General features: G+C 57.8%; 13 protein-coding genes. 5 read left to right on the forward strand and 8 right to left on the reverse strand.

Going from position 1 to position 12,839, the window contains the following annotated elements; all coding sequences use genetic code 11:
• Nucleotides 1–31: 31 nt before the first annotated feature.
• Nucleotides 32–1,816 (reverse strand): COR domain-containing protein, encoded by a 1,785-nt coding sequence (locus tag BUB62_RS13585; RefSeq protein ID WP_262490512.1) that lies wholly within the window; start codon nucleotides 1,814–1,816, stop codon nucleotides 32–34.
• Nucleotides 1,817–1,837: 21 nt separating this feature from the next.
• Nucleotides 1,838–2,761: a leucine-rich repeat domain-containing protein gene (locus BUB62_RS13590; RefSeq protein ID WP_073110916.1), complete on the reverse strand. Its 924-nt coding sequence runs from the start codon at nucleotides 2,759–2,761 to the stop codon at nucleotides 1,838–1,840.
• A gap of 466 nt (nucleotides 2,762–3,227) precedes the next feature.
• Between BUB62_RS13590 and BUB62_RS13595 the strand changes: the two genes are divergently transcribed.
• The 5 genes from BUB62_RS13595 to BUB62_RS13615 all read left to right on the forward strand — a co-directional run bounded on the left by BUB62_RS13595 (nucleotide 3,228) and on the right by BUB62_RS13615 (nucleotide 7,212).
• The gene (locus tag BUB62_RS13595) at nucleotides 3,228–3,842 is read left to right on the forward strand and encodes a helix-turn-helix domain-containing protein (RefSeq protein ID WP_073110917.1); all 615 of its coding nucleotides are present in this window, start codon (nucleotides 3,228–3,230) and stop codon (nucleotides 3,840–3,842) included.
• Nucleotides 3,843–3,955: 113 nt separating this feature from the next.
• Complete coding sequence (locus BUB62_RS13600; RefSeq protein ID WP_073110919.1) at nucleotides 3,956–4,375, forward strand: hypothetical protein; 420 nt, start codon at nucleotides 3,956–3,958, stop codon at nucleotides 4,373–4,375.
• Nucleotides 4,376–4,634: 259 nt separating this feature from the next.
• Nucleotides 4,635–5,180, forward strand: a complete 546-nt coding sequence (locus BUB62_RS13605; protein WP_073110921.1) for a cupin domain-containing protein — start codon at nucleotides 4,635–4,637, stop codon at nucleotides 5,178–5,180.
• A 95-nt stretch (nucleotides 5,181–5,275) separates the two neighbouring features.
• On the forward strand, nucleotides 5,276–6,538 hold the full coding sequence (locus BUB62_RS13610; protein ID WP_073110923.1) for a S41 family peptidase: 1,263 nt from the start codon (nucleotides 5,276–5,278) through the stop codon (nucleotides 6,536–6,538).
• 86 nt (nucleotides 6,539–6,624) lie between these two features.
• Entirely contained in the window at nucleotides 6,625–7,212 is a 588-nt protein-coding gene (locus BUB62_RS13615) for a YdeI/OmpD-associated family protein (protein WP_073110925.1), read from the forward strand.
• Between the two features lie 364 nt (nucleotides 7,213–7,576).
• Here the strand turns inward: BUB62_RS13615 and BUB62_RS13620 are convergent, their stop codons facing one another.
• The 6 genes from BUB62_RS13620 to BUB62_RS13645 form a co-directional block, all read right to left on the reverse strand.
• A complete protein-coding gene (locus tag BUB62_RS13620) occupies nucleotides 7,577–8,032 on the reverse strand; it encodes a cold-shock protein (protein WP_073110927.1) in 456 nt (151 codons plus the stop codon).
• A gap of 204 nt (nucleotides 8,033–8,236) precedes the next feature.
• Nucleotides 8,237–8,848, reverse strand: coding sequence for a pseudouridine synthase (locus BUB62_RS13625; protein ID WP_234988709.1), 612 nt, complete (start codon nucleotides 8,846–8,848; stop codon nucleotides 8,237–8,239).
• Nucleotides 8,849–9,058 carry a zinc ribbon domain-containing protein YjdM gene (locus tag BUB62_RS13630; protein WP_073110929.1) on the reverse strand — a complete coding sequence of 70 codons (210 nt, stop codon included), beginning with the start codon at nucleotides 9,056–9,058 and terminating at the stop codon, nucleotides 8,849–8,851.
• A 103-nt stretch (nucleotides 9,059–9,161) separates the two neighbouring features.
• On the reverse strand, nucleotides 9,162–9,866 hold the full coding sequence (locus tag BUB62_RS13635; RefSeq protein WP_073110930.1) for a LytR/AlgR family response regulator transcription factor: 705 nt from the start codon (nucleotides 9,864–9,866) through the stop codon (nucleotides 9,162–9,164).
• A gap of 180 nt (nucleotides 9,867–10,046) precedes the next feature.
• On the reverse strand, nucleotides 10,047–11,108 hold the full coding sequence (locus BUB62_RS13640) for a sensor histidine kinase (RefSeq protein WP_073110932.1): 1,062 nt from the start codon (nucleotides 11,106–11,108) through the stop codon (nucleotides 10,047–10,049).
• A gap of 319 nt (nucleotides 11,109–11,427) precedes the next feature.
• Nucleotides 11,428–12,627, reverse strand: coding sequence for a hypothetical protein (locus BUB62_RS13645; RefSeq protein WP_143164171.1), 1,200 nt, complete (start codon nucleotides 12,625–12,627; stop codon nucleotides 11,428–11,430).
• Nucleotides 12,628–12,839 lie beyond the last annotated feature (212 nt).

Here is a 12,839-nt window from a genome sequence, read left to right on the forward strand (position 1 = left end):
ACTAGAGCTTCAGCCGCTTTTGCGTTATAATTTAGTTTGCTATTACATCAAAGAATGCTTTTACATCATCGAAATGCAAGTTATTCGATAGCTCCCTTACCCCTTTAAGCAAGGATGACAAAGCTTCGCCACCGTCTTGTATATGTTTTAATTGTTCTCCTGAATTGCTTAGCGCTTGAGTAATACTCTTTAACTTTCTTGCCCATCCTTTTGCTTTCATGTCGCCACTATTCTGAGTGGCTTTAGCATCGTCAGCGAATTGAATTATCTTTTTTAAATTTTCACTTAAACTTTTGTTTGAACTCCCTAATTCTTCTAGTAAATAGTTTGCATCGCCTTTTATATTGTTCCCTATATTATTTATTATTTGTATGTCTATATTAATGTTATTATCAATCCTTGCGTTTACGTTAGGGCTATTATTGTTTAGTATATTTACAACGACTGACATTTTTTCATCCTGTTCTTCCTCGTTGGTTCGTTCTTTGAATTTGCCAATTGTTTCTTCCTTTGTTTCGAACAGGCTAGCTAAGTAACCTACATTAAAATCTCTTCCAAGTTTCGGGTGGAAGTAAATTCTTTTATTAGCACGAATATAGCTTATTAAGTCCTCATAGTTAACTATGCTATTTGTTTGTTCATCAAGTAACAATAGTTCGTTATAGCTCATATTGGCATAGCTTGATGTTATATCATAAAACTCACGTCTAATATGTTCCCATAAACCAAGTTTAGATTCGCCTTTTATTCTAATATATATGCGTTTTGCCTCTTTGTCAGCATGAATCATAGCAATAGATGTGCTTTTTGTGTCTTTTATCACTATGCCTGAATACCAATAGTTGTTCTCGTAGGTATCTGAAAGTCTTTTTGCTGTAAACCTATGCATAAGTGCAATTGGCATATAATCTTTGAATTGGAGTATGTATACACGAACATCAGTGCCTTTGAATTCACTATATTCCAGTTGGGGGGCTTTGCCAAATGCTGAAGGAAGTAGTAAATTCTTATCGTCTGGAGTGTAGCATAAATCAAATTTTTTCATCATTCCAAGTATGTAGCCATAGTGACTATTGTCATAGACATAATCGTTGGCGTCAACTGGTTGTAATAATTCTTTGAAATCTTCCGTTTTGATGTGGCCATACAAGGTAGAGGTCTTTTTAGAAGTGACTATCTTGTATACGCCCTGTGTAATCCAAGCAGGGCTTAGTACATGGAGTAAGCTTAAGTATGTGTCACCAAACCAAGTAATAGCGCCGATTGTTGTGAAATATTTCAGCAGTAGTTTTTGCGTTTTGTCATCATTTACGTTGTTTCTATCGCAAATACTGCTGTAAATTTCATAATTTAAATAATGCTGTTCGCCAGATGTTTGCTCCTCAATTAGTTTCTTTATATTGAACCAGTTATTAGGGAATTGTTCATCTACTGTTCTGAGCTTTGTGATATTGTTTTCTAAATGTTTTTTGAAATCCGATAGACCGAATTCAGTTTTGCAACTGACGTTGTAGAATCCTACAATATTATTGTACTTTTCTTTTAAGAATTTTCTATCGGCTATTTCATTAGCATTGTCGTCTTGTTTATTAAATACAACCAAAACAGGCGCACTTCCGCCAAGGCTTTCAATCTGCTGTAACCAATATTCAGGCTCCTCCTCCTTTCTATTGTCAAGTACAAGTATATACAGACATCCTTCCGTGAAAAAAAACTTGTGAACAGCATGTTGTATTTCTTGGCCACCAAAATCCCAAATGTGGAATGTTAGTTTTCTTCCGTCCTCGTGAGGCAGTAACCAATGGTCGATTTTTATTCCATTAGTTTGAGGCTTGCTTTAGTCAAAGCTGTTGTGAAGTATTCTATCTATCAAGCTAGATTTGCCTGCGCTCCCGTCTCCTACTACAATTATACGTCCTTCAGACAAAGGCGCATGGCCAAACTTTTCTGCTGTGTTATAATAATTTCGTGTTGCGTCTTTGCCTAGTTCAATAACTGACATGGGAGGAAATCTTAATGGATTATTGAAGAGCTGTAAACCAGCTCTTCTTCTTATATACGTAGTTGTTCCTTCTAGCCAGTCATATTTTTGTGCTACATCTTTAGATATTTCTTTAATTAGATTGTTGTTTAAATCTAAATCTCTTATTTTGTTAATTTTAGCTAAAATGCTTATATCTTCTATTGAATTTCCGTCTAACATCGCCATTTTAAGTTTTGTAAAATTTCTAAAATATTCTAATGTAGTAATATTATTATCGCTTGCGCCTATCTCTTGTATATGTGGAAATGAGCTAAGGAAGCTGGGAGCATTGCTGTTTGTATTTTGAAAATATAGTTGCTCTAGTTTTATTAAATTTTGCAAAGGAGTTATGTCCTCGATTGGGTTGTCCCATATAGCTAATCTTGTAATATTATTTAACTGTATTAAAGGTGATATGTCTTGAATTAAATTTCCGCCTAGATATAGATACTCTAATTTGATAAGTTTTTGCAAAGGCTCTATATTTTTTACTTTATTTCTTGTTAAAGAAAGATGGACTAAATCAATCAATTTTTCTAGAGGAGTTGTATCGATAATATCTCCTTCAGGAAAAGATATGGAGACTATTTGGCCTTTTTCATTGAGTAAATACCCAGCTCCATGCATATATCTTTCAGCGTCCTCCCTTTTATGCTCTGTAAGCTCTATTTGGTAAGATTTTTCTAGTTGCTGAATAATTTCTGGTTTTTGCGGAACGGAGTTGGTTTTTTGATTCATAGTGACGACGGTATGTAAATGCTAAATGAGTTGTTTCGTTTGCTAATATAGTGGCAAGAAACTTAAATCCGAGCATCATTCGTCGTAGATGCCATTTCTCCTCACGAAAAAGCTGCCCGCTGCATCAGCAATGAGCGGCTTTGCATTACCAAGTCAAATTATCTACCCTGGCAGATTAGCACGCCGAGCGGCAATGCCGTCTTTGACGGCGAGGAGTACCTCCACTTGATTGGTACTATGCTCCCCTCTACGTCGGCCAGGAAGTGGGTGACATTAGTGGCCCATATGGCGCGCTTCAGCCATTTCCTGCGATGGATCTTGGACAGTGTCGTGCACCCGCCAACCTGTTAGCCATCCTCTGCGATAGTCACGTAATTGAAAAAAATAAATTAAATACGTGACTTTGCCAGTGAGAGCAACTACCTTATTAGTACTGCTGCCGCTTATTGGCAGCGCGGCTACTGGTATGCATCGTACTCCCACCTCCTTTTCCGAAACCACCGCGGCGGCGGTGCGCACGCACTTTGCCCTGACCCAGGCGGAGCTAGGGCGCTGGCTGGGCGTCAGCTTAGACCAGGTGCGAACAGTGGAGGCGGGGCGGCGCAACTTTTCCCCCAAAGCCGCCGCCCGCCTGGCCCGCCTCGCTGAGCTGCTGCCTCCACTCGGCCCGGCGCTGCCCGCGCCCGACACCCTGCCGCCCCCACCGCCCCGGGTAGCGCAGGCGGCCAAAGAAACCCGCGAAGCCGAGCTGCTTCGGCGGCGGGTGCGGCGTTGCGAGCACCTGGCCTACCAGCTGGGCTTTCAGCTCGAAACGCTGGCCTTGCAGGATGCGGCCCTGCTGCGCCGACGGCAGGGGCTGGCGGCGCTGCGCCAAGGGCTGGCCACCCCGCCCGCCGGGCCCGCCCCCGGCTACGATGCGGTGGGGGAGGAGGCCTGGCTCGCCCGCATAGAGGCCGACACGGCCGCGCTGCCCTCGCGCCCCGGCCCGCTGGCTCGTGCCCACCTGGCGTTGCGCCGGCAGCTGCTGCTGGAGGAGGCCGCCGCCCTGCGGCACCTGTTAGGCCCGGCTCCGGAGCTATAACCAATCTGCATAAGTTAGTACCGATGGTTATTTCCCCGGCCTGGGTGAACCGGTAATGTTGTGCAGCGGCCGGATAGTCCGGCCGTACTATCACCTTTTTACCCCTTTTATATATGGCCATTGATGTAACCCTGCTGCTCACCCGCGCCCAGTGCGACGAGGTGACCAAAGAGCTGGACAAGCGCCTGCGCCGGCTCGACAACAAGGAGCAGAACTACGATTATCAGGACGAGGTGGGCGGCGAGTTTGCCACCGATCTGAACCAGGAGCTGACGGGCCTGAACCTGCGCATCGCCAACTTCGACTCGTATCTGGCTACCCTGACCGCGGGCACCCCCGAGCACGACCGCACCACCGACGACCGCCGCAAAGCCGATGACCGGCGCGGCGACATTCAGGCCCAGCAGCGCAAGCGCGGCGGACCCAAGGTGGTGCTGGGGCAGAGCGCCCTCAAGGAAACCCAGAGCCGCAGCGCTTCGCTGGAAGAAGACAAGGCCGCCGTAGTGGCCCACCGCGCCACCCTGTCGGCGTAGCGCCGCGCTTGCCAAGGAAGCCGAAACAGAAAGCGGCCGAGGCTCCTGCCGGGGCTTCAGCCGCTTTTTTTAGGTGCCGGTGCGTCATGCGTCTGCGCGGCGCGCCAACCCGCAGGCGTTTCGACGCCCACCAGGCAGCGCCCTACCCTGCCCCCCAGAGCTACCCGCGGCCGACCGCAACGGGCATAATTATGTGATTGACTTTATCGTCCGTTTGCCTGATCTTATTCAGTAGGTAAACGTGCTTAAGCCAACGCCTATGGAAACGCCCGCTTTTCTGTGCCGTCCGCAGCCCCTTACCACCCGCGCCATTCCTGGAGGGCTGTATACTTTTCTGGCCCGCGGCAGCCAGACGCAGCAGCGTTTCGCGCTGGCCGTCATCAGGATACAGGCCGGGGCCGAGCCACCCGCGCACTGCCACGTGCGCGAAGACGAAACCTTCTACCTTCAGCGCGGCAGGGTCCGGTTTCGCGTCGGCGACAACACCCTGGAGGCCCGGCCCGGCGACTGCGTCTATCTGCCGAAAGGTGTGCCGCACGCCTTCGAGGTAACCACCCCCGACGCCGAGATGCTCATCTGGATCAGCCCGGCCGGCTTCGACGAGTGGCTGTGGACCAACAGCGCGCCGGCCCCCGATGGCCAGGCGCTGCCGCTGCCCCAGGGCCCGCCGCCCCCGGAGGTCATCGCCGAGTTCGTGCGCACCCTCGCCGACTACGGCGTGGAGCTATTGCCGCCCGGCGCGCCTCTCGGCCGCCAGCCCACGCCGGCAACCGAACTGCTGCCGCACCAGGCCGGGCGCGGCTAGCTCTTGCGCCGCCGCTGGCGTGCGGGCCAGCCGGGAGGTGCCGCTTTTGTGCGTAGCTTCGGCGCAGTGGTACTTCTCCCTACCATTTGCGCCCGATGACGACCTTCTTCCGCCGGCTGGTCTGGCTGCTGCTGGCCCTGCTGCCCGCCGCGGTGCGGGCCCAAGCCCCGCTCACCCCCGCCCAGTACCAGCAGGATTTCGACTACTTCTGGACCACCATCCACGACAACTACGCCTACTTCGACCAGAAGCAGACCGACTGGGCGCGGGTGCGGGAGCTGTATGCGGCGCAGCTGCCCGCCGTCGGCAGCCGGGCGCAGTTCGTGCGCCTGCTCGAAAACGCCCTCAACGAGCTGTACGACAACCACGCCAGCCTCTCCACCAACCTGCCCGACTCGCGCCGCCTGCTGCCCTCGGGCACCGATGTGTGGGCGCAGTACCGGCAGGGCAAAGCCACGGTGGTGGCGGTGCGGGCCGGTTTCGGGGCCGAGCGGGTGGGCGTGCGCCCCGGCATGGAAATCGTGGCCGTGAACGATGTGCCCATTGCGCAGGCCGTGGCCCCGCTGCTGGGCCGCAGCCTGAAGACCGTGGATGAGGCCGCCCGCGAAGTAGCCCTGAACCAAGCCCTGGCCGGCACCCACAACACGCCGCGCAAGCTTACGCTTCGGGCGCAGGGCCGCTTGCTGCCCGCCCTCTACCCCGATGCGCCGGGGATGCAGCTGGAAAACATCCGCTACCCGCACCTGCTGGAAAGCCGCCGCCTGGGCACCATTGGCTACATCCGCATCAACAACAGCCTGGGCAACAACGCCCTCATTGCCGCCTTCGACAGCACCCTGGATGCGCTGGCCGGCACCACCGGCCTCGTGCTGGACCTGCGCGAAACCCCCGGCGGCGGCAACTCCACCGTGGCCCGCGCCATCATGGGCCGCTTCATCACGCAGGAGCAGCCCTACCAGCGCCACGAGTTTGTGGCCGAGGAGCGGCGGACCGGTATCCGGCGTAGCACCCTGGAGCTGGTGTCGGGGCGGGCACGGCCCTACACCCGGCCGCTGGTGGTGCTGGTCGGCCGCTGGACGAGCAGCATGGGCGAGGGCATCACCATCGGGCTGGATGCCATGCGGCGCGCCGCCATCATGGGCACCGAAATGGCCCGCCTCCACGGGGCCATCACCTCCTTCCGCCTGCCCAATTCCGACTTCGGCTTCCACATTCCTACCGAGCGCCTCTACCGCCCCGACGGCCTGCCCCGCGAAGACTTTGTACCCGCCGAGCTGATTTCCACTACCGGTCCCGGCGCTACCGATGCCCCGCTGGAAAAAGCCCTGCAACACCTGCGCAGCGCGGCCAAGCCCTAAACGTGCGTAGTGAATGGCGAACAAGCTGCTGCTAATGCCCTGAAACCAGCGCCGCTTTTTTGCGGCCCGCTGCCTATCTTTTCCGCATGGCCCGCCCCGATACCTACGCCGACACGCACCCCGCCACCCGCGCCGAGTGGCGGCAGTGGCTGGCCGCGCACCACGCCCACAGCCCCGGCGTGTGGTTCACCTACTTCAAAAAGGAAACCGGCCGCCCCCGCGTGGGCTACGACGAGGCCGTGGAAGAAGCCCTCTGCTTCGGCTGGATCGACTCGCTGCCGCGCAAGCTGGATGCCGAACGGACGCAGCTGCTTTTCACCCCGCGCAAGCCCAAAAGCGGCTGGAGCAAAGTAAACAAGGAGCGGCTGGTGCGCCTCGAAGCAGCCGGGCTGTTGGAGCCCGCTGGCCGGGCCGCCATCGAGCGGGCCAGGCAGAACGGCTCCTGGGAAAGCCTCGATGCCGCCGAAGCCGGCCAGGTGCCCGCCGACCTAGCCCAGGCCCTGGCCGCCGATGCCACCGCGGCCGGGCACTTCGCCGCCTTCAGCCTCTCAGCCCGCAAAATGATTTTGACCTGGGTGCTGGCCGCCAAGCGCCCCGAAACCCGTGCCCGCCGCGTAGCCGAAACCGTGCGCCTGGCCGCCCGGAACAAGCGGGCCAACTTCGATAAGGAATAGCGGAGGGAGAGTGGCCCTGGAAGCAGCCGAGCCGAGCGACTGCGCGGAAAATCGCCAGAACGATGTAGAGACGCATAGTTGCGTCTCGTCGTTGAACGACAAACCGGCGAACGGCGCGACGACGAGACGCAATTATGCGTCTCTACATCGTTCTGGTGATTTTCCAAGCAAACTGACGATGATCGAATAGCTCATTTGGGTCCGTGCCGCAAGTCTGGAGACTTGCCCCGTGTCGCGGCTGGAAGTCGCATTCCGCTACGCTCCATTTCAGACTTCCGCCAGTACTTTGCTAATGCAAAAGCGGCTGCCGCTTCTCCAGGAAGCAACAGCCGCTTTTGCGTTGGACAACGAGCGGAAAAACGCGCTATACTGCCATTTTCACACCGGTGGCGCTGGCACCTTTGGGGCCCATTTCTACTTCGAAGGTCACTTTGTCGTTTTCCTTGATGGGGCCGCTGAGCGAGTTGGCGTGTACGAAGATGCTTTCGCCGGTTTCCGAATCCTTGATGAAGCCGTAGCCTTTCGAGTCGTTGAAGAACGTGACGGTGCCCTTGCGGATCAGGTCGGCGGGGTCCATGTCTTCCTGCTTGGGCACGCCCAGCTGGATGTCCTCGGCGTTGATTTCCTTACGTTTGGTGGGGTCCGGCGGGGTGGTGGAGATGTTGCCGTTCTCATCCACGTAAGCCAGCATCTCTTCCAGATTCTGACCCTTTTTGGCGTTGGCCTGGCGCTCTTCCTTGCGCTCTTCCTTCTCCTTTTTGTTTTTCTGACGCTTTTTCTCGTTTTCCTTCTTGCCGAAAGATGCTTGTGACCTGGCCATGATGCTCGGATGTAAGTAGTTGTTCGATCCGTTGGGCTCTGTGGGAAGAACCACAGGCGCAACGGAGAACCGGTGAATAATTTAAGACAGATACGCAGGGCCGAAAGTTCAGGCTGAACCCCATGTCGCCCATCGGCCCGCGAAGCGCCGGCGGGGCCAAAACCTAGCCGGGGCCGAATATACCAAAGCTTCGGCAGTAGCAGGTTATGCGGGCAGCGAAAAATGTGCTACTTCCCGCACTTCGCTCGCCGCCAGCGCGCCCAGCTCCACGGCTCCCACGCGCACGCGCAGCAGCCGCAGCGTGGGGAAGCCCACGGCCGCCGTCATCTTCCGTATCTGGCGGTTTTTGCCCTCCGTAAGTGTAATCGACACCCAGCTGGTGGGTCCGTGGCGGTCGTCGCGGATTTTGCGGGTGCGGGCCGGGAAGTCGGGGGCCGCTTCCAGGCGGAAGGCGCGGCAGGGCAGGGTCTGGTACTTCACGTCGCGGATGCCGATTTCCACGCCCTGCCGCAGCTGGGCCACGGCCTCGTCGGTTATCAGCCCATCTACCTGGGCGTAGTACTCCTTTTCCACTTTTTTGCTGCGCACCTCGTGGCTCATGCGGCCGTCGGTGGTGAGCAGCAGCAAGCCCTCGCTGTGCTCGTCGAGGCGGCCGATAGCCATAGTGCCGGCCGGAAAATCGTGCAGCGCGCCCAGCACCTTCTTCTTTTTCAGGTCGGCCACAAACTGGCTGAGGTAGCCGAAGGGCTTGTGCACCACGAAGTGCCGGTGCGGTACGGCGGGCTCATCGGCCGCGGTTTCCAACAGCTCTGCCACCTATGCTTTCTTCAGAAACTGGGTTTTGAGCACCATCGTGGTGCCGCCGGCCCGGCCCTCAATCTCCTCGGCGCTGTTGGTGAGGCGAATATTTTTGACCAGCGTGCCGCGCTTCAGCGTTTGCGACGAGCCTTTCACTTTCAGGTCTTTGATAAGCGTGACCGAGTCGCCTTCGGCGAGCAGGGTGCCGTTGCTGTCTTTTACGTCCATGAATTTCGGGAGCGGGAATAGGGGAGGGCCGGCCCGCGGGCGGCGGCCCCGATGCCCAAATATCGGCAATTCGGGGGTAGCGCCCGCCGCTGCCGGTCCCGGCCTACTTACGAAAATAGGCCAGCACGTCGGCTTTGTAGGAGTTGCCGATGGGGATATACGTGTTGTCGTTGAGCACCAGCGTGTCGGGCTGCAGCAGCTTCACGTGGGCCGCCGCCACAATGAACGAGCGGTGTACGCGCAGAAACGCGGGGCCCAGTGCCGCCATCATCTCCTTCATGGTTTGGTGCAGCAGGTAGGTGGTGGTGGCCGTGGTCACCTTCACGTAATCCTTGTTGCCCTCCACATATACAATGGCGCGGTGGCTGACTTTGAGCAGGCCCTGGCGCTCTTTCACCAGCAGAAATTTCTCCCCCAGCGCGTCGGCGGGCGGCACGGGCTGCGCGGCCGGCAGCCGGCCAATGGCCTTCACAAACCGCTCGTAGGAAAACGGCTTGAGCAGGTAGTCCAGCACGTTCAGCTCGTAGCCCTCGTAGGCGTATTCGCGGTAGGCGGTGGTAAGGATGGTTTTGGGCGGATCGGGCAGGTTTTTCAGGAAGTGCAGCCCCGTTATCAGCGGCATTTCAATATCCAGAAACAGCAGATCGACGGGGTGGCGGGCCAGGTGCTCGAAGGCCTCCATGGCGTTGCGGCAGGTGCCCGAAAGCGTCAGCCCCGGCGTCTGGCCGATGAACTGCGTGAGCACCTGATGCGCCAGCGGCTCATCATCCACGATAAGGCACCGGACAGGAGCAGGCGTATTGGTCATAAGGGGTAAAGCGGGTTGCAGTAGGCGGGAGGGGTTGGTATTCGTCTGTCATCTTGAGCCGCCTGTCATCCTGAGCTTGCGAAGGAGCTTATGGGATGAGAACAAGTCGTTGCTACGTCTGTCGTTCTCATCCCATAAGCTCCTTCGCAAGCTCAGGATGACACGGAATGTAGATGAACCCTACACATGCAGCGTGAGTTGGGCCCGAAAGCGGCCGTTTACGGTCGTCAGCAGCAGCTCGTGCGCGTCGGGGTAGTACATGTTCAGCCGCTGCCGGATATTGACCAGCCCGATGCCGCCGCTGCGTTTGGGCGCGGCGGCCGGGGCTTCGGGCAGCATATCGTTTTCGATGGTAAACTGCAGCCGGTGGGCCGCCGAGATGAGCGTGGCTTCCACCTGACCCTGGTCGGAATGGTGGTGGCGGCCGTGCTTGAAGCTGTTCTCGACCAGCGGCAGCAGCAGCAGCGGCGGCACCCGCAGCTGGTCGTAGGTGCCGGTGGTGCTGAAGCGCACGCGGGCCGTGGGGTATTTGAGCTGCTCCATCTCGAAGTAGTTTTCCAGAAAAACTACCTCCTCGGGCAGGGCAATGTACTCCTTGCCGCTGTCATAAAGCACGTAGCGCATCAGCTCGGAGAGCAGCAGGATGAAGCGCGGCGTATCGGGCGAGCCGGTCAGGCTCAGACCGTAGATGCTGTTGAGGGTATTGAACAGAAAATGCGGCTGCAGCTGGCTCTTGAGCTGTTCCAGCTGCAGGGCAAGGTTGGCTTTTTCGAGGTGGCGGCGGCGGGTTTCATGGTCGAAGGCCAGGCGCACGAAGGCCACGCAGCTGAAGCTGACTAGGTCCACCACGGGCAGCTCCAGGTTCCACCAGGCGGGCAGCGCCGCCAAGGCCGCCCAGGGGCCGCCCAGTTGCGCCAGGTGCTCAAACAGCTGGCGGCTGAGGTGAAAGCCGAAGCGGGAGCCCTGCCAGAAATAGAGCAGCGTGAAGCTGAGCAGCATAAAGTAGCGCCGCTGCCGCAGTAACAGCGGCAGCAGCCAGCGGTAGTAGGGCAGCACATACAGCGTGGCCAGCCCCGCAAAAGCTATCAGGTGCGGATAGGGAAAATCGGAGGTGCCCGGCGGCCGGCCCGGCACCTTCTCGATGTACCAGGCATATTTATACAGGCCCACATACATGCCCCACATCAGCAGCTCGAACGCCAGCGGAAAGCGGCTGGGCCGGTCGGAGTCTTGTTGTTGCATACGCGCAAGTTGGTGGTTTTTCGGCCGGCTGCGGCGGGTTTAGCCCCGCGCTTTCGACCAATGGCGCTTTTTTATCGACTAAAAAAACACCGCTGCGGATTGGTCGATTCCGGCCGGGCTGTGGTCGAGTAATGCGGCGGGGAGCCATCGGAATGTAGTTGTTTTGTAGCGTCCCAGTTGCACCGCGGCTGGCATTCTTCACGCAAACCCCTGGTTCCTATCCTCCTTTCCGATTAAAAGTTGGTTTATCGATAAGCATACTGGTATTGGCGACGGCTGCTCCTAAGGCAGCCGTCGCTTTTTTTATGCCCCGGCGCATCTACCGCCCGCTTCCGGCCGGCTCCGCCCCCAGCTGGCCAAACGCCCGCAGCTCCGCGTCGATGCGCTGGTCCCAGCGCTGCTGGGCCGCGCGGTCGGTGCCGTGGCTGGTTTCGGCGTCATACTGCTCCTGCAGCCGGTTCATCTCCTGAAACGAGGTGAAGTAGGCCAGCTGAATGGTAGCGTTGAACTCCTCCACGGTGAGGTTGGCGGGCCGGATTTTTTGCTTGAAGCGCTCGGCCACCAGCTTGGTCAGGTCGAAGTGGCGCTGCTCGTGGTTCAGGGTGTAGGCCTCGTCGCCCCCGGCCGCCATCCAGGACGAGCCGCGCACCACAAACACCTTCGTGAGTACTTCCAGCTGCACAAATCCCGCCCGAATGACGGGGCGGGCACTGAACGAGAAGCTCGGAAACACTACCGCCGCGTAGCGCCCCGCCCGCGGACTGGCCCGAAAATCGGCCCGCGCCAGCGGCCGGCCGGGGGCATAGAACAGCGTGTCCGGGTCGGTGTTCAGGGTGTAGTCCTGAAACGTGACGCGCACGCCCTGGGCCAGCCGGGGGTTGGTGGCGGCTTCCATCAGTAGCCATCGGTTGAGGTGCAGCAGGGCCAGGCCCAGCGCCTGGCGCAGGGTGGGCTCCACCACGGCCAGCTGCCCGGCGGGCCGCCGGTAGCGGGCCGTGCCGTGGTATTCGGTCAGCCGCACGGGCTGGCCGTCGTCGCGCTGCCCCTCGAAGGCCATACCCACCACCACCCGGCCCGCCACCTGCCCGGCTGCGCCCGGCGCGGCCTGCTCGGTCACCAGGCACTCGGTCAGCCGAATCGTGACGGGGCGCAGGGCGGTGTTGCGGGGCACGCTCTGTCGCACAAATTCCCGGATGGCCGCCAGCCCGCCCCCGGCCAGATCGACGGGCTGCGGCGGCAGCGCCGGACCGGGGCGCGGCGGCGGGGGCAGCAGATAGGCCACGGCCCGGCGGTCGGCTCGCGCATCGGCTACGGCGGCCACGTAGAACTGCTGCGGAGCCAGCGCCAGCGGCGCGGCGCGCAGCACCAGCGGCGGGAGCGGGCCGGCCGGGGGCTGCGCGGCCGTGCCCAGCAGCAGGAGCAGCACCAGAAAAAGCCAGCGGGCAGCCGGCCTTGGCAGCCGACCTTGGGTAGCCTTGACGAGGCGCTGCGGGGCCGGCTCAAAACCAGAATATAGCATACGAATAGCGGGATGAAAACGGGCCCTTGCGCGGTCAGGCGGTTGGTTAGTCGGTTGGGCAGGTGGTTTGGGGCTAACACGCGCCGCCAAAAAATCGTGTAGTGCCCCGAACAGGTTTGGGCAAAATATTGTCCTTCAGAAGAAATAGCCGGTATCGTTAGCCGGGATAAGGAAGTGCCGTCCGCTGTTATCTTTAGCGGCAGCAGTAGCGT

The sequence above is a fragment of the Hymenobacter daecheongensis DSM 21074 genome, from assembly GCF_900141805.1.
GTDB lineage: Bacteria > Bacteroidota > Bacteroidia > Cytophagales > Hymenobacteraceae > Hymenobacter > Hymenobacter daecheongensis.

What these genes read in the sequence shown, in the direction of transcription:
- BUB62_RS13620 (WP_073110927.1), bottom strand. Translation starts at nt 8,032, where the DNA reads ATGGCCAGGTCACAAGCATCTTTCGGCAAGAAGGAAAACGAGAAAAAG.
- BUB62_RS13595 (WP_073110917.1), top strand. Translation starts at nt 3,228, where the DNA reads ATGCATCGTACTCCCACCTCCTTTTCCGAAACCACCGCGGCGGCGGTG.
- BUB62_RS13605 (WP_073110921.1), top strand. Translation starts at nt 4,635, where the DNA reads ATGGAAACGCCCGCTTTTCTGTGCCGTCCGCAGCCCCTTACCACCCGC.
- BUB62_RS13645 (WP_143164171.1), bottom strand. Translation starts at nt 12,627, where the DNA reads ATGCTATATTCTGGTTTTGAGCCGGCCCCGCAGCGCCTCGTCAAGGCT.
- BUB62_RS13615 (WP_073110925.1), top strand. Translation starts at nt 6,625, where the DNA reads ATGGCCCGCCCCGATACCTACGCCGACACGCACCCCGCCACCCGCGCC.
- BUB62_RS13590 (WP_073110916.1), bottom strand. Translation starts at nt 2,761, where the DNA reads ATGAATCAAAAAACCAACTCCGTTCCGCAAAAACCAGAAATTATTCAG.
- BUB62_RS13640 (WP_073110932.1), bottom strand. Translation starts at nt 11,108, where the DNA reads ATGCAACAACAAGACTCCGACCGGCCCAGCCGCTTTCCGCTGGCGTTC.
- BUB62_RS13610 (WP_073110923.1), top strand. Translation starts at nt 5,276, where the DNA reads ATGACGACCTTCTTCCGCCGGCTGGTCTGGCTGCTGCTGGCCCTGCTG.
- BUB62_RS13635 (WP_073110930.1), bottom strand. Translation starts at nt 9,866, where the DNA reads ATGACCAATACGCCTGCTCCTGTCCGGTGCCTTATCGTGGATGATGAG.
- BUB62_RS13600 (WP_073110919.1), top strand. Translation starts at nt 3,956, where the DNA reads ATGGCCATTGATGTAACCCTGCTGCTCACCCGCGCCCAGTGCGACGAG.
- BUB62_RS13630 (WP_073110929.1), bottom strand. Translation starts at nt 9,058, where the DNA reads ATGGACGTAAAAGACAGCAACGGCACCCTGCTCGCCGAAGGCGACTCG.